The sequence below is a fragment of the Pseudomonas sp. 22085 genome, from assembly GCF_052045815.1.
Taxonomy (GTDB): Bacteria; Pseudomonadota; Gammaproteobacteria; order Pseudomonadales; family Pseudomonadaceae; genus Aquipseudomonas; species Aquipseudomonas glycinae.
In genome coordinates, this window is the sequence record NZ_JBQEQA010000018.1 from 1 (window position 1) to 18,917 (window position 18,917).

The following is an 18,917-nucleotide window of genomic DNA, read 5'->3' on the forward strand; positions in this document are numbered from 1 at the left end:
TCGCGGGCAAGCCCGCTCCCACAGGGTCAGAGGTGAATTCGAATCAGCCGCGCTGGGTCAGGCCCATCTTCTTGCGACCTTCAGCCGGGGTCAGCACGCGGGCGCCGAGGCGGCTGAGGATCTCGGTGGCGCGTTCGACCAGTTGGCCGTTGGTCGCCAGCACGCCTTTGTCCAGCCACAGGTTGTCTTCCAGGCCGACCCGCACGTTGCCGCCGAGCAGCACCGCTTGCGCGGCCATCGGCATCTGCATCCGGCCGATGCCGAACCCGGCCCACACCGCGTCGGCAGGCAGGTTGTCGACCATGGCTTTCATGGTGGTGGTGTCGGCCGGCGCGCCCCACGGGATGCCCAGGCACAGCTGGAACAGTGGATTGTCGAGCAGGCCTTCCTTGATCATCTGTTTGGCGAACCAGAGGTGGCCGGTGTCGAAAATCTCCAGCTCCGCCTTCACGCCCAGCTCGGTGATGCGCTTGGCACCGGCGCGCAGTTGGGCCGGGGTGGAGACATAAATGGTGTCGCCGTCGCCGAAATTCAGGGTGCCGCAATCCAGGGTGCAGATTTCCGGTAGCAGTTCTTCGACGTGAGCCAGACGGGTCAGCGGGCCGACCAGATCGGTGTTCGGACCAAACTCCATCGGGTTCTCGCCGGGGCCGATTTCCAGGTCGCCGCCCATGCCGGCGGTGAGGTTGACGATGATGTCGACGTCGGCTTCGCGGATGCGCTCCATGACTTCGCGGTACAGCGCCACGTCGCGGCTGAACTTGCCGGTCTGCGGGTCACGGACGTGGCAGTGCACGACCGTGGCGCCGGCCTTGGCCGCTTCTACTGCGGCCGCGGCGATCTGTTTCGGGGTGACCGGCACGTGAGGGCTCTTGGCGGTCGTGTCGCCAGCACCGGTGAGTGCGCAGGTGATGATGACGTCGTGGTTCATGGTGCGTTTTCCTTCAGGCGTGATGGGTCTGTTCGCAGCCCGTGGCGGACTGCGAAGTGGTTCGTTCGTTGCGGTTTATTTGCTGGTGAGCTGGAGGTTTTCTGCCGCCGGTTTGCCATCGAAGGTGGTGACGCCTTCGAGCCAGCGCTGTTTGTCCTGCGGGTGATCCTTGAGCCATTGTTTGGCTGATTCGAAAGCGTCCTTGTGATCGAGCAGCGGCTGCATCATCCGGCTCTCGTCTTCGGCGGTGAACGTCAGGTTGCTCAGCAGGCGGCTGACGTTCGGGCATTGTTCGGCGTATTTCGGCGCAGTGACGGTCCACACGGTGGCCATACCTTCGTTCGGGCCGAGGGCGTCATCGCTGCCGGTCAGATAAGTCATCTGCACGTTGACGTTCATCGGGTGCGGTGCCCAGCCGAAGAACACCACGGCCTCCTTGCGGCGCACGGCGCGATCGACGGCGGCGAGCATGCCGGCCTCGCTGGACTCCACGAGCTGGAACTTGCCAAGGCCGAACTGGTTCTTGGCGATCATCGCCTTGATCTGGGTGTTGGCGCCCGAGCCAGGCTCGATGCCGTAGATCTTGCCGCCCAGTTCTTTCTCGAACTTGGCGATGTCGGCGAAGGTTTTCAGGCCCTTGTCCGCCAGATAGGTCGGCACGGCGAGGGTGGCGCGCGCATCCTTGAGGCTCGGCGCTTCAAGCACCTTGACCTGGTTGGCCTCGACGAACGGGGTGATGGTCTGGGTCATCAGCGGGTTCCAGTAGCCGAGGAACAGGTCCAGACGCTGGTCGCGGATCCCGGCAAAGACGATCTGCTGGGAGGCGCTGGTCTGTTTGGTGCTGTAGCCGAGGCCGTCGAGCAGAACCTGGGCCATGGCGCTGGTGGCGATCACGTCGGTCCAGTTCACCACGCCCATGCGCACGTTCTGACACGATGGGGAATCGGCCGCCATGACACTGGCGCTTAAAAACGCGGTACCGCTGAGTGCGAGAACACAGCTGCTGATCAGTCGTTTCATGTCGGGTTCCTCGGCAGGTCGTTATTGTGGGGCCCGGCATCTGTCGTGCCGGTGATGCTCAAATTACGCAGCAATGCCCCCGCAAAAACGCACTGCGGCGACCAGCTCTTGCACTGCAGCGACCTGTGCTCTTGAATGCCGCCGACAACTGGCGTATCAACGTTGCACGCTACCCGCGATTCGAGTGCGCGCCATGTCCCAGGATTTCTACTTTCTGTTGATGCCGGGTTTTTCCGCCATCGGTTTCATCTCTGCGATCGAACCGCTGCGGGTGGCCAACCGCTTTCGCGGCGAGCTGTACCGCTGGCACGTCTTGAGCGCCGATGGCGGGGCGGTGCTGGCGAGCAACGGGATGTCGGTCAACGCCGATGCGGCGCTGGAACCGCTGAAGAAAGGGGCGACGCTGCTGGTGGTCGCCGGTTTCGAGCCGCTGAAATTCGCCACCCCGGCGCTGGAGCATTGGCTGCGACGGCTGGACAACGAAGGCGTGACCCTCGGCGCCATCGACACCGGCAGCTTCGTCCTTGCCGAAGCCGGTCTGCTCGATGGCCATCGCCTGACCCTGCACTGGGAGGCCATCGACGCCTTCAAGGAATCTTATCCACAGCTCGGCGTCACCCAGGAGCTGTTCGAGATCGACCGTCGGCGCATCACATCCGCCGGCGGCACCGCGTCCATCGACCTGATGCTCGACCTGATTGCCCAGGCCCACGGCCCGCAACTGGCGATCCAGGTCAGCGAGCAGTTTGTATTGGGGCGGATTCGTCCGCGCAAGGACCACCAGCGCATGGAAGTTGCCACGCGTTACGGCATCAGCAACAAGAAGCTGGTGCATGTAATTGGCGAGATGGAACAGCACAGCGAACCGCCGCTGACCACTTTGGAACTGGCGGAATCGATCAAGGTGACGCGCCGGCAACTGGAGCGCCTGTTTCGCCTGCACCTGAACGACACGCCGAGCAATTTCTATCTGCGCTTAAGGCTGGAAAAGGCCCGACAGCTGCTGCGCCAGACCGACATGAGCGTGCTCGAAGTCAGCATCGCCTGCGGGTTTGAATCACCGTCGTATTTCACTCGCAGCTACCGGGCGAAGTTTGCCCGGTGTCCACGGGAGGACCGGCGACGGGAGGCCGTTTGACGGACGATTATAGTTAATTATACTTTCAGGTATAAATTGCAGTCGTTTGAATAATTGAGTGTAAAACCATGTCCCGAAACAACGGCTTCGTTTTCCGCCGCCCCGCTCTGGCCCGCAGCGTTGCCGATGGTCTGGTGGGTGCAGGTCTGCAGGATTTCACCTCCGGCCTTTTTTTGGCAGCGCCGCGTCGCACCGGCAAAAGTACCTTTCTGCGCGAGGATCTGATCCCGGAATGCCAGGCCCGAGGCTGGCTGACGGTTTACGTCGACCTGTGGGCCGACAAGGAAAAAGACCCTGCTGACCTGATCGCCAGTGCCATTGCAGGCGCGTTGGTCCCCTTCGAAAAGGGCATCCGCAAACTGGCGAAGAATATCGGCATCGAAAAACTCAGCTTTCTGCGCACCTTGTCCTGGGATTTCACCAAGCCGCAACTGCCGGCGGGCGCGACCCTGACGCAAGCACTGGAATTGCTCCACAGCGCCGCCGAAAAATCCGTAGTGCTGGTGATCGATGAGGCCCAGCACGCGCTCACCACCGCCGCCGGCATCAACGCGATGTTTGCCCTGAAGGCAGCGCGGGATCAGCTCAACCAGGGACGGGAAGGCGAGGGCAGCGGTTTGCATCTGGTGTTCACCGGTTCCAATCGCGACAAACTCGCGCACCTGGTGCTGGGCAAGAGCCAACCGTTCTTCGGCTCGAGCATCACGCCCTTTCCGCTGCTGGGGAAAGAGTTCACCCAGGCGTACACCTTGCACCTCAACGCCCATCTGGCCGAGACCAACCAGTTCAGCGCGGCTGATATCGACGACGCCTTTGAATTGGTGGGGCGACGCCCGGAAATGTTGCGCACCATCATCGGCGAAGTCGCGCTGGAGCTGGGCGAGGCCAGCAATCTGGGGCAACTGCTGCAAAGCCGTGCCGAATTGTTGCGCGCAGGCGTATGGACCGAGTTCGAGAGCGCGTGGAACGCTCTGACAATTCCTCAGCGCGCCGTGCTGGAGGTGATGGTGGAGCGCTCACAGAACAACGAGCCCTTTGCACCGTTCACTGACAGCACGCTCATGGCGGTCGGCAAGGCACTGGAAAACATGGGCAGCGACGTGGTGCCGGGCACCCAGACCATTCAGGCCTGCATCGATGCCCTGCGCGACAAGGAACTGGTGTGGAAGTCGAGCCGTGGTGGCTATGCGCTGGAAGACAAGTCCTTCGGCGACTGGCTGAGCGCACGTAAAGCGCGCTAGCTACTTCTTCACCAATGCCGAGCACGCTGCCTTGTAGGCTTCATGCTGATACTTGTTCAGCGTGCCTGGCAGCTCGAAATTGTGCTTCTTGGCCTGGGCATTGATCGTCTGCGGTGACAGCAGCGTCACCTCGCAACCGTCCAGCAACTGAAACACGCCCTCGATCTTGAACGTGGTCGGCCCACCGGCGAATTCACCCTTCTTGCTGCGTTTCTTGATCGCGATGCGATCGATGGAGTTCTCGCGCACGAACGACGCCACCTGAGCGGCGAACAGCTTCACGTTGGCCGCCTCGTCGTCATCGTCCAGCGCGATTTTCTTGGTGTTCAACGCGACATGGCTCAGCACCGAACCGTCGAGGGACGCCACGGCGATGATCGCTTCACTGCCTTTGATTTCGATACCGCAGATGTTCATGTGAATCCCCTGATTGGCTGAAGAGGTGCAGCTTACAGCTCAAGCTGGTTGGCGGTGATGCCAAATGCCGCTGCAATCTTCGCGCAAGTAGCCTTGCACCGGCGCTCGGTTAGGGCAACGCCGAATTTCCGTTTGTCGGATACAGCCCGCTACCTGTTATTTCTGACAGTAGATCCTTATCGACATTGCTTCGAAGATTGATGCGAGGGCCATCACCGGCTCTGAACCCAAGAACAACTGTTCCGGCAAAGGAGTCGCACAATGATCGTCAGGAAAGAAATTCGCTCGCACACAGCCTTCGAGCGGGCCGCATTCATCAACTGTCTGCTCACCCTCAAGCGCAATGGGGGGTACGACAAATATGTGCACTGGCATCACCAAGTGATGAAACCCACTGTGCATCCTTGGGAACCGCAAGATCCTGAGTATCGAAACGGAGCCCACCTCGGTCCGGCATTTCTGCCATGGCATCGAGAAATGTTGATGCAGTTCGAGGCGGACTTGCGTGCGATTGATCCTCAAGTGACTCTGCCGTATTGGGATTGGACTCAGGACACGTTTGATCCGACAAACTCACCCGTCTGGAGTGATGAATGGATGGGCGGCAATGGCAGCCCAGGTGATCATGATCGAGTACAGACCGGGCCTTTTGCTCACCAGTACGGAAACTGGCCGGTTCCGGCCTACCCGGAAAACGGTGAGACGGAACCTGGTCTCAAGCGTCAGTTCGGCGTTCTTGTGACCTCGCTTCCGACGTCTGCAGACGTAGACATGGCGATGCGAGAGTGGTTGTACGATACGCCGCCTTACGATTCCGGCCCATACACCAGGGGATTTCGCAATCGACTGGAGGGGTGGATCACGCAACGAGGTGATCCTCAGGTCACAACCCCGGGTTCGCAGCTGCACAACCGCGTCCATCTGTGGATAGGGGGCAACATGTTGGCCATGACCTCCCCTGAAGATCCGGTGTTCTTCCTGCACCACTGCAATATCGACAGGATCTGGGCGAATTGGCAGGCACAAATGGCGCTGGACAATCCGCAATGGGCTCCGCATTACACGCCGATCAGTGGTGGGCCACCCGGTCATAACCTTGATGACACGCTGGCGCCATGGACGAGAACCGTCAGACACGTCATGGACATCCGCGCGTTGGGTTATGAATACGCGCCCATCCCGTCGTTGCAGAAGCGTCCCTTCAAGTCGCCTTTCATGGCGTCATGAGAATGGGGTGTCATCGTTCCTGCCCGATTCGTGCGGGAACGCTCCTCACTCCTGCCCGATCGACTCCAAAAACTCCGACCGCTCGTCACTCATCCGCGCCACGCAATCGTTCTGCGCAATCTTGAACGCCTTGCTGCCGTCCGTCGCCGGGAAGGCTTCAACGGCGCAGTCGGCGTCGCGGGTTTTCAGCCATTGTTGCTGGGCGGCCTTGATTTTGGCGGTGATGTCGGCCAGTTGCGCCGGGTTCTTGCCGTAGGTGGTCTGCATGCGCTCGTTCAGGCTGGCGTAGTTGTCCTTGAGCAGGTCCTCGGCGGTGGTGCGGCTGTAGGTCGAGCATTCCAGGGTCTGGATGTCGTTTTCCACCGCGTCGCACGGGTTGTTGTCGGACTCTTCGGCGGCGTGTACGCCGGTCGCAATCAGGGCCAGGGCCAGGAAGATCGATTTCATTGATGTCGCCGCTCTAATCCAGTGGTGTTTCCGGGATGCGGCAGATTCTGGCTCAAGCTCGCGGGCTTGAACAGGTGGCCGGTCGGACCGGTTGGCGACCCTTTGTCGCGGATTGACGCTTTCGGCAATTCCCCTGTCGTTTTTGCACCCGGCTGGTCGCGCACCGAGGCATATGCTGGCCCCAAAGCGCCGGCAGACGATTCGGCGCATGAATCGCCAATAAGGGGACGCCTGATGAGCCCAGCCGAATTACACGCCGACAGCATCGTTATCGACGGTCTGATCATTGCCAAATGGAACCGCGAGCTGTTCGAAGACATGCGCAAGGGCGGTCTGACGGCGGCCAACTGCACCGTGTCGGTGTGGGAGGGCTTTCAGGCCACGGTCAATAACATCGCCGCCAGCCAGAAACTGATTCGCGAAAACAGCGACCTGGTGATCCCCGTCCGCACCACCGCCGACATCCGCAAGGCCAAGGAGCAGGGCAAGACCGGCATCCTCTTCGGCTTCCAGAACGCCCATGCGTTCGAAGACCAGATCGGTTATGTCGAGGTGTTCAAGCAGCTCGGCGTCGGCATCGTGCAGATGTGCTACAACACCCAGAACCTGGTGGGCACCGGTTGCTACGAACGTGACGGCGGCCTGTCGGGCTTCGGTCGCGAAATCGTCGCCGAGATGAACCGTGTCGGCGTCATGTGCGACCTGTCCCACGTCGGCTCCAAGACCTCCGAAGAAGTCATCCTCGAATCGAAAAAACCGGTCTGCTATTCCCACTGCCTGCCGTCGGGGCTGAAAGAGCACCCGCGCAACAAGTCCGATGAAGAGCTGAAGTTCATCGCTGACCACGGCGGTTTCGTCGGCGTGACCATGTTCGCGCCGTTCCTGGCCAAGGGCATCGATTCGACCATCGACGACTACGCCGAAGCCATCGAATACACCATGAACATCGTCGGCGAAGACGCCATCGGCATTGGCACCGACTTCACCCAGGGTCACGGCCAGGACTTCTTCGAATACCTGACCCACGACAAGGGCTACGCCCGCCGTCTGACCAACTTCGGCAAGATCATCAACCCGCTGGGCATCCGCACCGTCGGCGAGTTCCCGAACCTGACCGAAACCCTGCTCAAGCGCGGCCACTCCGAGCGCGTGGTACGCAAGATCATGGGCGAAAACTGGGTCAACGTCCTCAAAGACGTCTGGGGCGAATAAGCCGCCGCTTCCCGAATACTTTCCCCCGGCCGTCCGCGCCGGGGGCAACACCAAAATTTTTCTGGAGTTAAGTTTCCATGGCCAAGATCGCCCCGCAATTGCCAATCGAAGTCGACAGCGAGACCGGTGTCTGGACCTCCGACGCCCTGCCGATGCTGTACGTGCCGCGCCATTTCTTCGTCAACAACCACATGGGCATCGAGGAAGTGCTGGGCGCCGACGCCTATGCCGAAATCCTCTACAAGGCCGGCTACAAATCCGCCTGGCACTGGTGTGAAAAAGAAGCCGAGTGCCACGGCCTGGAAGGCGTCGCGGTGTTCGAACACTACATGAAGCGCCTGTCGCAGCGCGGCTGGGGCCTGTTCAAGATCCAGGACATCGACCTCGACAAAGGCACCGCCAGCGTCAAGCTCGAACACTCGGCGTTCGTCTACGTCTACGGCAAGGTCGGGCGCAAGGTCGACTACATGTTCACCGGCTGGTTTGCCGGTGCCATGGACCAGATCCTCGCCGCTCGCGGCAGCAAGATCCGCACCGTGGCCGAGCAGGTCTACGGTGGCTCCGAAGAAGGCCACGACGACGGCCTGTTCACCGTCAAGCCGTTGTAAGTCGAGGAACCCGCCATGGCTTTCGAAGCAATGTTTCAGCCAATTCAAATTGGCAAACTGACCATCCGCAACCGCGTGCTCAGCACCGCGCACGCCGAGGTCTACGCGACCGACGGCGGCATGACCACCGAGCGGTACGTCAAATATTACGAAGAGAAAGCCAAGGGCGGCATCGGCCTGGCGATCTGTGGCGGTTCGTCCGTGGTGGCGATCGACAGCCCGCAGCAATGGTGGAGTTCGGTGAACCTGTCCACCGACCGGATCATCCCGCACTTCCAGAATCTCGCCGACGCCATGCACAAGCACGGCGCCAAGATCATGATCCAGATTACCCACATGGGTCGTCGCTCCCGTTGGGACGGTTTCCACTGGCCGACCCTGATGTCGCCGTCGGGCATCCGTGAACCGGTGCACCGCGCAACCTGCAAGACCATCGAGCCGGAAGAGATCTGGCGGGTGATCGGCAACTACGCGCAAGCCGCGCGCCGCGCCAAGGCCGGTGGCCTGGACGGCGTCGAACTGTCGGCCGTGCACCAGCACATGATCGACCAGTTCTGGAGCCCGCGCGTCAACAAGCGGACCGACGAGTGGGGCGGCACTTTCGAGGGCCGCATGAAATTCGGTCTGGAAGTCCTGAAAGCCGTACGCGCCGAAGTCGGTGATGACTTCTGCGTCGGCATGCGCATCTGCGGCGACGAGTTCCACCCGGACGGTCTGTCCCACGAAGACATGAAGCAGATCGCCAAGTATTACGACGACACCGGCATGCTCGATTTCATCGGCGTCGTCGGCTCGGGTTGCGACACCCACAACACCCTGGCCAACGTGATTCCGAACATGAGTTATCCGCCGGAGCCGTTCCTGCACCTGGCGGCCGGGATCAAGGAAGTGGTCAAGGTTCCGGTGCTGCACGCGCAGAACATCAAGGACCCGAACCAGGCTACGCGGATTCTCGAGGGCGGTTACGTCGACATGGTCGGCATGACCCGCGCCCACATCGCCGACCCGCACCTGATCGCCAAGATCAAGATGGGTCAGATCGACCAGATCAAACAATGTGTCGGCGCCAACTACTGCATCGACCGTCAGTACCAGGGTCTGGACGTGCTGTGCATCCAGAACGCCGCGACCTCCCGTGAATACATGGGTGTGCCGCACATCATCGAGAAATCCACCGGGCCGAAACGCAAGGTGGTGATCGTCGGTGCCGGCCCGGCGGGGATGGAAGCTGCCCGTGTGGCGGCCGAACGTGGCCACGACGTGACCCTGTTCGAGAAGAAAGAATTCATCGGCGGCCAGATCACTACGGCCTCGAAAGCGCCGCAGCGTGACCAGATCGCCGGTATCACTCGCTGGTTCCAGCTGGAGCTGGCGCGGCTGAAAGTCGACCTGCGTCTGGGCACTGCGGCGGACGCCGACACCATCATGGACCTGCGTCCGGACATCGTGGTGCTGGCCGTTGGCGGGCATCCGTACCTGGAGCAGAACGAACACTGGGGCGCTGCCGAAGGGCTGGTGGTCAGCAGCTGGGACGTGCTCGACGGCAAGGTCGCGCCGGGCAAGAACGTGCTGGTCTACGACACGATCTGCGAGTTCACCGGGATGTCGGTGGCCGACTTCCTCGCCGACAAGGGCAGCCAGGTCGAGATCGTCACCGACGACATCAAACCGGGCGTGGCCATCGGCGGTACGTCGTTCCCGACCTACTACCGCAGCATGTACCCGAAAGAAGTGATCATGACCGGCGACATGATGCTGGAGAAGGTCTACCGCGAAGGCGACAAACTCGTCGCCGTGCTGGAAAACGAATACACCGGCGCCAAAGAGGAGCGGGTGGTGGATCAGGTGGTCGTCGAGAACGGCGTGCGCCCGGACGAAGAAATCTACTACGCCCTCAAGGACGGCTCGCGCAACAAGGGCCAGATCGACGTCGAGGCGCTGTTCGCGATCCAGCCGCAACCTTCGCTGAGCAGCACCGGCGACGGTTACCTGCTGTTCCGCATCGGTGACTGCGTGGCGCAGCGGAATACCCATGCTGCGATCTATGACGCCCTGCGGTTGTGCAAAGACTTCTAAACGCTGATGAACTGATCGTTCCCACGTCGAGGCGTCGAACCGTCCGCGTGGGAATGCAGCCCGGGACGCTCCGCGTCCCAAAGCGGACGCAGAGCGTCCATTGAGGCATTCCCACGCAGAGCGTGGGAACGATCGTCACGTGTTTCTCCAGGCTGTACTGGTGGGAGCTTCACCATGTTGAACACCCTTCTTCCAATCCTGTTGTTCGCAGCCCTGGCCCTTGCGGTGCTGGGGGCGTTGCGACGGGTAGCCATGTGGCGTCGGGGCCGGGCCTCGAAGGTCGACCTGATCGGCGGCCTGTTCGCCATGCCCAAGCGTTACATGGTCGATCTGCACCACGTGGTGGCGCGAGACAAATACATCGCCAACACCCACGTCGCCACGGCGGGCGGGGCGGTGGCGTCGATCGTGCTGGCGATTCTGGTGCACGGTTTCGGCCTGCATAACCGCATTCTCGGCTACGCGTTGCTGCTGATGACGGCGGTGATGTTCGTCGGGGCGATCTTCGTTTATCGGCGTCGGCTCAACCCGCCGGCGCGGCTGTCGAAAGGCCCGTGGATGCGCCTGCCGAAAAGCCTGCTGGCGTTCTCGGCCTCGTTCTTCCTGGTGACCTTGCCCGTGGCCGGAATCCTGCCGGAGAACTTCGGCGGCTGGGTGCTCGCAGCAATTCTCGGGATCGGTGTGCTGTGGGGCGTGTCCGAGCTGTTCTTCGGCATGACCTGGGGCGGCCCGATGAAACACGCCTTCGCCGGTGCGTTGCACCTGGCCTGGCACCGTCGCGCCGAACGTTTTGGTGGCGGCCGTTCCACCGGTTTGAAACCGCTGGACCTGAATGATCCAACCGCGCCGCTGGGCGTGGAGAAACCCAAGGATTTCACCTGGAACCAGTTGCTCGGTTTCGACGCCTGCGTGCAGTGCGGCAAGTGCGAAGCCGCGTGCCCGGCGTTCGCCGCCGGCCAGCCGTTGAACCCGAAAAAGCTGATTCAGGACATGGTCGTCGGCCTCGCCGGCGGCACCGATGCCCAGTTCGCCGGCAGCCCGTATCCGGGCAAACCGGTGGGCGAACACAGCGGCAATCCGCATCAACCGATCGTCAACGGTCTGGTCGATGCCGAAACCCTGTGGTCGTGCACCACCTGCCGCGCCTGCGTCGAGGAATGCCCGATGATGATCGAGCACGTCGATGCCATCGTCGACATGCGCCGACACTTGACCCTGGAAAAAGGCGCGACCCCGAACAAGGGCGCCGAAGTCCTGGAAAACCTGATTGCCACCGACAACCCTGGCGGTTTCGCCCCGGGCGGTCGGATGAACTGGGCGGCGGACCTGAACCTCAACCTGCTCAGCGAGAAGAAGTCCACCGACGTGTTGTTCTGGGTCGGCGATGGCGCTTTCGACATGCGCAACCAGCGCACTCTGCGGGCGTTCGTCAAAGTGCTGAAAGCGGCCAAGGTCGACTTCGCGGTGCTGGGTCTGGAAGAGCGCGACAGCGGCGACGTGGCCCGACGTCTGGGTGACGAAGCGACTTTCCAGCTGCTCGCCAAGCGCAATATCCAGACCCTGGCCAAATACAGCTTCAACCGCATCGTTACCTGCGATCCGCACAGTTTCCACGTGCTGAAAAACGAGTACGGCGCGTTCGACGGCAACTACCTCGTGCAGCACCACAGCACCTACCTGGCGGAAATCATCCAGGCCGGCGCGCTGAACCTCGGTCAGCACAAAGGCAACAGCGTGACCTACCACGATCCGTGCTACCTCGGCCGCTACAACGGCGAGTACGAGGCGCCGCGCGAAGTGCTGCGCGCCCTCGGCATCGAGATCAAGGAAATGCAACGCTCCGGCTTCCGTTCGCGCTGCTGCGGCGGTGGCGGCGGGGCGCCGATCACCGACATTCCGGGCAAGCAGCGGATCCCCGACATGCGCATGGAAGACATTCGCGAGACCGGCGCTGAGCTTGTGGCCGTGGGTTGTCCACAGTGCACGGCGATGCTCGAAGGCGTGGTCGAACCGCGTCCGCTGATCAAGGACATTGCCGAACTGGTGGCCGACGCGCTGCTCGAAGACGCCGCGCCGAACAAGCCTGCCACCCCGGCCAAACGTGAACCTGCGGAGGCCCACTGATGAGCGACATTATCCGCCGCGACCCCCGCGCCGAATGGATCGCACGCAACCGCCTGCACCCGCTGCACGCGGCCATGCAACCGGCGCAACACAGCTGGATGGGGCCCAATGGGATCATCCGCAAGAATCCGCACGGCATCGGTTTCATCGGGCCGAACGGCATCAAGCGCATCGACCGCAGCGGCGCCCAGCAGGGCGGGGCGGTCAAACGCTCGGCCGCGGTGGAAGTGCAACTGCCGCTGCATCAGGTGCCGGCCCCGGCGTTTTACATCAGCGTGGTGCCGGACATGGTCGGCGGCCGCTTGAGCAGCCACGACCGCGACTTGCTTGGCCTGGCCCATCAACTGGCCGGCAGCGACGGCGCGGTGCTGGCGGTGGTGTTCGGTGAGCATAAGGAAAACGCTTTCGCCACGGCGGGCGTTGACCGCTTGCTGGTGCTGGAAGGCGAAGCGTTCAGCGGTTATGCACCGGAGCAACGGATCCAGGGCCTGCGGGCTGTGGATAACCAGTTCAACCCGCGTCACTGGCTGCTGCCGGACAGCCGCAGTGGCGGCGGCGAACTCGGTCGGCGCTTTGCTGCCGCACTGGGTGAACGCCCGGCGACACGGGTGTGGCAGGTCAAGGATCAGGAGTGCATCGGCCGTGCGGGTGCGGGCTTGCAAGACTTGGCTCGCCCGGTGGCGCGGTTGATTCTGGCTTCAGCCGAATGCGCGGAACCTGTCAGCGAAACCCGTCACGAAGCGCTGCCGGTGGAGTTATCCACACCCGTCGCACGCAGCCTGTCGCGGATCGAGGATCTGGGCGCCGTGGCGGTGGACCCGGCGGCGATTCCGATGGCCGAAGCGGAGTTCATCTTCTCCGGCGGCAACGGGGTCAAGGACTGGGAGCTTTTCCACAAGACCGCCGCCGCCCTCGGCGCTACCGAAGGCGCTTCGCGGGTGGCGGTGGACGATGGCTTCATGGCCCGCGACCGTCAGGTCGGCGCGTCCGGCACCTGGGTCACCGCGCGGGTTTACGTGGCCGTGGGGATTTCCGGGGCGATCCAGCACCTGCAAGGCATCGGTGCCTGCGACAAGGTAGTGGCGATCAACCTCGATCCGGGCTGCGACATGATCAAGCGTGCCGACCTGTCGGTGATCGGCGAAAGCGCGGAAATTCTTCAGGCCTTGATCGCGGCGGTAGAGGCTTACCGCAACGAAGCCAAGCGCGATGCGGCTTAAGGAACGGTTATGAGCACAAAGATCATCAGTCTGGTTTCAATCGGCGCCCACCCGACGTCCGGCCGCCCGCGCCGCGCCGATCAGGACGCCCGCGCGGTGGAGCTCGGCCTGCAACTGGCGGGGGACAACCTGCAAGTGCTGCACGCCGGCGACATCGCGGAACCGGCGCTGCGCGCCTATCTGGGCATGGGGCTTGCGCAGATGCACGTGCTGGAACAACCGGCCGGCGCCGATGCGTTGCCGGCATTGACCGAGTATCTGCGTGATGCTGGTGCCCAGGTCGTGTTGACCGGCAGCCAGGCGGAAACCGGCGAGGGTTCGGGGATGCTGCCGTTCCTGCTGGCCGAAGGGCTGGGCTGGCCATTGGTGGTGGGGCTGGCGCAAGTCGAGTCGATCAACGACGGTTCGGCGCTGGTGCTGCAAGCGTTGCCCCGTGGGCAGCGCCGCCGGTTGAAGGTGCGCCTGCCGTTTCTGGCGACTGTGGATAACGCTGCGCCCAAGCCTCGGCAGAGTGCTTACGGGCCTGCGCGGCGTGGCGCTCTTCAAGCTAAAGACGTGGAAGTGGTGGATGACGAATTGCTCGCGGTGGCGACTCTGCAACCGGCCAAGCCACGGCCGAAACGATTGAAGGTGATCAAGGCCAAGAGCGGGGCGGACCGGATGAAGGCGGCGACGGCGAAGGCTAGCGGCGGTGGTGGGCAAGTCCTGAAAGGCGTGACGGCGCAGGCCGGTGCTGAAGCCATTCTCAAACTGCTGATCGAAGAAGGTGTTGTCCGCTGAAACCTTTGCTGACCCTCTCCCTTCGGGAGAGGGTGCTTTACCCACAATCCCTGTTGGCGGATCTGTGGATAACGTGTTCGCCCCTCCCTGTACCCCACGGCAATCAAGCTCTCCAGCCCTCAGGTCAAAAAACAACCAGTCTAACTCGCGGTTTTTTCTGAGTTTTTCCCCAGCATAACTCCCAGACTTGCCCCCAATCTCTGTTGGCGCTTCTGTGGATAAGATGTTCGCTATCCGCCAAGAGCCCTATAAACCGCGGCTTACAAGGATCTGATCAAAAAACGTTCAATTCAACCTTTTAACCCGCCAATCCCCACGCAAACCCCGATTTATCAACGCCCTCAGCGCTTTTCCACAGCACTCGCCAAGTTACCCCCGAACTCTGTTGGCGCTTCTGTGGATAAGGTGTTCGCCATCCTCTGCAAGCCAGGTAAACCGTGCCATGTAGAAGATTGATCAAAAAATGATCAATCGCTAATGGAAACCCTGCATCTGGATAAGTCACGAATTTTCTTCACAAAAATCCGATTATTTTTCCAGTTCATCCACAGTTGTCCCCATTAGCTGTGGGTGTCTATGTGGATAACTTGTTCGCCAAACCCTGCAACCCCCGGCGGGCTTAGTCCAAAAGGCAATTGATCAGATTTCATACAGTTCTAAGAGGCTGCCTTGACTTCGATCCGGTGCCTGTCTTCACTGCAATGGCACAAGGACAGCCTTCACTTATCCACATCTGGTTCAGGGAGAACGCGTGATGGATACCCAGCCACACCGCTTACCCCTCAGTCCCTGCACGCTCCGCGCGCTGCCGGCACCTTCGCCGCGCAAGCGCACGTTGCGTCGTGGCGTCAATCAGCACGCCCGTCTGTAGCACCTGATTCCTGCCCAAACCGTTGTACTGCCGTCGGGATTTCCCGGCGGCCAGGTGCCCGTTCGCCCATTGATTGCAGGCAACCGCAGAGTTGCCCCATCTGCCTGAGAGAGGAACCCCCTCATGACACGGATCGCAACGCCCATCAGCGAAATCAAGGAACACTACGACGTGATCGTCATCGGCTCCGGGTATGGCGGCGGCATTGCCGCGTCGCGCCTGTCCCGGGCCGGTAAAAAGGTCTGTCTGCTGGAACGCGGTCGGGAAATCCAGCCCGGCGAATACCCCAACACCATGATCGCCGCGACCGAAGAATTGCAGGTGCACGACCCGGACGGCCACCTCGGCTCGCGCACCGGGTTGTTCGACCTGCACGTCAACGCCCAGCAGAACGTGGTGGTCGGCTGCGGCCTCGGCGGTACGTCGCTGATCAATGCCAACGTTTCTCTGGAGCCAACCGTCGATGTGTTCCAGGATCCGCGCTGGCCACTGGCCGTGCGCGAGGACCGTGACGGTTTGCTCAAAGCGGGTTACGCCAAGGCCCGGGAGATGCTCAAGCCCAATCCCTACCCGAGCACCTCGCCAAACCTGCCGAAACTCGATGCCAACAAAAAATCCGCAGACTTCCTCAAGCAAGGCGCGCACTTCTACAAGCCGCCGATCAACGTGACCTTCGACAAACTGCCCAACAACCTCAACCACGTCGGCGTCGAGCAGCTGCCGTGCAACCACTGCGGCGACTGCGTTTCGGGCTGTAACAACAAGGCCAAGAACACCACGCTGATGAACTATCTGCCGGACGCCACCAATCACGGTGCGGAGATTTTCTGCCAGGCCCAGGTGCGGCATCTGGAGCGCGACGGCAACGGCTGGATCGTGCACTTCCAGTATCTCGACAGCGGCCGCGAGAAGTTCGACGCCCCGACCTTGTTCGTGAAGGCTGACATCGTCGTGGTTTCTGCGGGCACCCTCGGCTCTACCGAAATTCTGCTGCGCTCACGGGACAAAGGTCTGGTGATGTCCGGCCAGCTCGGCGAGAACATGAGCGGCAACGGCGACATCCTCGGCTTTGGCCACAACTGTGAGCAGACCATCAACGGTATCGGTTTCGGCGCGCATTCGGCCAAGGAACTGCAACCGGTCGGCCCGTGCATCACCTCGATCATCGACATGCGCACCGAGGGTGACCGCAGCAGTCGTATGGTCATCGAGGAAGGTTCGATCCCTGGCGCGCTCGGCCGGCCGATGGTACCGGCGATGGCCGGGTTCGCCGAGATGATCGGCAAGCCCACCGACGACAGCTTCAGCGGCAAGGTGAAGTACAAAGAGCGCGAAGCCGAAAGCTTCCTGCGCGGCCCGTATCACGGGGCGCTGCACAACCTGCAGACCTACCTGATCATGAGCCACGACAGCGGTCAGGGACGCATGGTTCTCGACAGCAAGGATCAACTGCGCATCGACTGGCCGGGCGTCGGCGAGCAGGAAAACTTCAAGATCGGCAACGAACGGCTGTACCAGAGCACCAAGGCCCTGGGCGGGATCTGGGTCGAGAATCCGATCTGGACCAAACTGCTCAAGCACAGCATCGTCTCGGTGCATCCGCTGGGCGGTTGCGTGATGGGCGAAGACGCCGCGCAAGGCGTGGTCAACCACAAGGGCCAGGTGTTCAGTGGTGCGACCGGCACCGATGTCTACGCCAACCTCTACGTGACCGACGGCGCGGTGATCCCGACGTCACTGGCAGTCAATCCGCTGCTGACCATCTCCGCCGTGAGCGAGCGCAACATGGGCCTGCTGGCGGCCGACCGTGGCTGGACGATCGACTACACGCTGCCGTCGGCGCCGCGCAAGCAGACCGCGTCGCCGACCCTTGGCGTGCAGTTCACTGAAACCATGAAAGGCTACTTCTCCCGCGCCTTCACCGCCGCGCAAAGCACCGACCTGAAGGTTTACGAGGCGGCCGCCAAACGTGGCGAGGCGGACAACTCGCCAATCGATTTCACCCTGACCATCACCGCCAACGACCTCAACCGCATGATCAAGGAGCCGGAACACGCCGCGACCATCGTCGGCACGGTGATCGCTCCGGCGCTGTCGCCAGAACCGCTGACTGCCAGCAACGGCGTGTTCAACCTGTTCGAGCAGTTCGAGCAGCAGGTCGATACGCGCCACATGAAGTACGACATGAAACTGACCGCCGAGGACGGCAACGACTACTTCTTCAGCGCCTTCAAGACCGTGCCGGAAGACAACGGCGTGCTGAATATCTGGCACGACACCAGCACCCTCTACGTGACGCTGTATCGCGGGCCGGACAAATCCGGCGAAGTCATCGGTTCGGGTGTGATGCACATCAAACCGACCGACTTCGCCAAGCAGATGACCACCATGAAAGTCCTCAACGCGCGCAACGAGCGTGAGCGGATCGAAGGGCTGGCGCGGTTCGGCAAGTTCTTCGCCGGAATTCTCTGGGAGAGTTACGGCGGGGTGTTTGCCGGTGACAAATACTTCAACCCCGACGCGCCGCCACGGCTGAAACGGCCACTGGATGCGCCGACGCCGGCCGTGCATTTCTTCTCCACCGAAGACGGCGTGCAGTTGCGCCTGACCCGTTATCAGGCCGGCAGCAAAGGCCCGGTGATGCTGGTGCATGGTCTGGGTGTGGGCTCGAATATCTTCTCGACCGATACGATCCAGACCAACCTGCTGGAGTTTCTGTGCAAGCACGACTACGACGTGTGGCTGCTGGATTTCCGGGTGAGCATCCTGCTGCCGGCGAGCAAGAAGGAATGGAACGGCGACCAGATCGCCCAGTACGACTTCAAGGCCGCCATCGGGCAGATCCAGCAGCAGACCGGCGCGAAAGACGTGCAGTGCGTGGTGCATTGCTACGGCGCAACCACGTTCTTCATGTCGCTGCTCGCCGGTTTGCAGGGCGTGCGTTCGGTGGTTTGCTCGCAGATTGCCGCCGACACGGTGGTGGCGACCGCAACGGGGCTGAAGGCCGGTCTGCACTTGCCGGGGATGCTCGATGCGATCGGCATCAAATCGATGACCGCCTATGCCGACAGCAAGGAGAACTGGTTCAACCGGCTTTACGACAAGGCGCTCAACGGCTACGCGCGGATCGAAGCCCAAGGCTATTGCACCAACCCGGTGTGCCACCGCATCACCTTCATGTACGCCTCGCTGTATCGCCACGACACCCTCAACGAAACCCTGCATGACAACCTGCACGAACTGTTCGGCGAGTCGAACATAGAGACCTTCGAGCACCTGGCGCTGATCGTACGCAAAGGGCATCTGGTGGATTTCAAAGGGCACGACGTGTACATGCCGCACTTTGATCGGCTGACCATGCCGATCTGCTTCATCAGCGGTGCCGACAACCAGTGTTATCTGCCGGAAAGCACGCTCAAGACCTATCAGCGGGTTTGCGAGAAGCACGGGCCGGAACGCTACAGCCGGCATGTGGTGCCGGGTTACGGCCACATCGATTGCATGTTCGGCAAGAACGCGGTGGTCGATGTGTATCCGATCATCCTTGAACACCTGGAGAAAACAGCCCTCGGATAGCCCCCGATCGTGTCGATCGTTCCCACGCT

The 18,917-nt window shown here is 61.7% G+C and carries 14 protein-coding genes; 10 read left to right on the plus strand and 4 right to left on the minus strand.

All coding sequences use genetic code 11. The annotated features are described in order from the left end of the window. Positions 1-43: 43 nt before the first annotated feature. Both ACTJK7_RS21260 and choX read right to left on the minus strand, forming a co-directional pair. A complete protein-coding gene (locus tag ACTJK7_RS21260) occupies positions 44-931 on the minus strand; it encodes a 3-keto-5-aminohexanoate cleavage protein (RefSeq protein WP_064380223.1) in 888 nt (295 codons plus the stop codon). A gap of 75 nt (positions 932-1,006) precedes the next feature. Further along, positions 1,007-1,951 carry a choline ABC transporter substrate-binding protein gene (choX, locus tag ACTJK7_RS21265; protein ID WP_064380226.1) on the minus strand — a complete coding sequence of 315 codons (945 nt, stop codon included), beginning with the start codon at positions 1,949-1,951 and terminating at the stop codon, positions 1,007-1,009. 193 nt (positions 1,952-2,144) lie between these two features. Between choX and ACTJK7_RS21270 the strand changes: the two genes are divergently transcribed. Both ACTJK7_RS21270 and ACTJK7_RS21275 read left to right on the plus strand, forming a co-directional pair. Beyond that, positions 2,145-3,089: a GlxA family transcriptional regulator gene (locus ACTJK7_RS21270; protein ID WP_440779551.1), complete on the plus strand. Its 945-nt coding sequence runs from the start codon at positions 2,145-2,147 to the stop codon at positions 3,087-3,089. 68 nt (positions 3,090-3,157) lie between these two features. Further along, positions 3,158-4,330: a hypothetical protein gene (locus tag ACTJK7_RS21275; RefSeq protein ID WP_011336293.1), complete on the plus strand. Its 1,173-nt coding sequence runs from the start codon at positions 3,158-3,160 to the stop codon at positions 4,328-4,330. Here the strand turns inward: ACTJK7_RS21275 and ACTJK7_RS21280 are convergent, their stop codons facing one another. Next, complete coding sequence (locus ACTJK7_RS21280) at positions 4,331-4,747, minus strand: DUF3010 family protein (RefSeq protein WP_007959772.1); 417 nt, start codon at positions 4,745-4,747, stop codon at positions 4,331-4,333. Between the two features lie 261 nt (positions 4,748-5,008). On the opposite strand from ACTJK7_RS21280, the gene ACTJK7_RS21285 reads away from it, so the two are divergent. Continuing rightward, positions 5,009-5,974 (plus strand): tyrosinase family protein, encoded by a 966-nt coding sequence (locus ACTJK7_RS21285; protein WP_108563431.1) that lies wholly within the window; start codon positions 5,009-5,011, stop codon positions 5,972-5,974. 45 nt (positions 5,975-6,019) lie between these two features. Here the strand turns inward: ACTJK7_RS21285 and ACTJK7_RS21290 are convergent, their stop codons facing one another. After that, the gene (locus ACTJK7_RS21290) at positions 6,020-6,421 is read right to left on the minus strand and encodes a lysozyme inhibitor LprI family protein (protein ID WP_064380231.1); all 402 of its coding nucleotides are present in this window, start codon (positions 6,419-6,421) and stop codon (positions 6,020-6,022) included. A gap of 234 nt (positions 6,422-6,655) precedes the next feature. On the opposite strand from ACTJK7_RS21290, the gene ACTJK7_RS21295 reads away from it, so the two are divergent. The 7 genes from ACTJK7_RS21295 to ACTJK7_RS21325 all read left to right on the plus strand — a co-directional run bounded on the left by ACTJK7_RS21295 (position 6,656) and on the right by ACTJK7_RS21325 (position 18,888). Then, positions 6,656-7,633, plus strand: coding sequence for a dipeptidase (locus ACTJK7_RS21295; RefSeq protein WP_007959776.1), 978 nt, complete (start codon positions 6,656-6,658; stop codon positions 7,631-7,633). A gap of 77 nt (positions 7,634-7,710) precedes the next feature. Then, positions 7,711-8,241 carry a DUF5943 domain-containing protein gene (locus ACTJK7_RS21300; RefSeq protein ID WP_007926354.1) on the plus strand — a complete coding sequence of 177 codons (531 nt, stop codon included), beginning with the start codon at positions 7,711-7,713 and terminating at the stop codon, positions 8,239-8,241. Positions 8,242-8,256: 15 nt separating this feature from the next. Further along, on the plus strand, positions 8,257-10,317 hold the full coding sequence (gene dgcA, locus ACTJK7_RS21305) for a dimethylglycine demethylation protein DgcA (RefSeq protein ID WP_011336289.1): 2,061 nt from the start codon (positions 8,257-8,259) through the stop codon (positions 10,315-10,317). A 174-nt stretch (positions 10,318-10,491) separates the two neighbouring features. Continuing rightward, positions 10,492-12,441, plus strand: coding sequence for a dimethylglycine demethylation protein DgcB (gene dgcB, locus ACTJK7_RS21310; RefSeq protein ID WP_011336288.1), 1,950 nt, complete (start codon positions 10,492-10,494; stop codon positions 12,439-12,441). Next, positions 12,441-13,661, plus strand: a complete 1,221-nt coding sequence (gene etfA, locus ACTJK7_RS21315; protein WP_085654001.1) for an electron transfer flavoprotein subunit alpha — start codon at positions 12,441-12,443, stop codon at positions 13,659-13,661. Before dgcB ends, etfA begins: the two co-directional genes overlap by 1 nt. Positions 13,662-13,670: 9 nt before the next feature. Further along, positions 13,671-14,441, plus strand: coding sequence for an electron transfer flavoprotein subunit beta (gene etfB, locus ACTJK7_RS21320; protein ID WP_064380237.1), 771 nt, complete (start codon positions 13,671-13,673; stop codon positions 14,439-14,441). A gap of 994 nt (positions 14,442-15,435) precedes the next feature. After that, positions 15,436-18,888 carry an alpha/beta fold hydrolase gene (locus ACTJK7_RS21325; RefSeq protein WP_440779552.1) on the plus strand — a complete coding sequence of 1,151 codons (3,453 nt, stop codon included), beginning with the start codon at positions 15,436-15,438 and terminating at the stop codon, positions 18,886-18,888. Positions 18,889-18,917 lie beyond the last annotated feature (29 nt).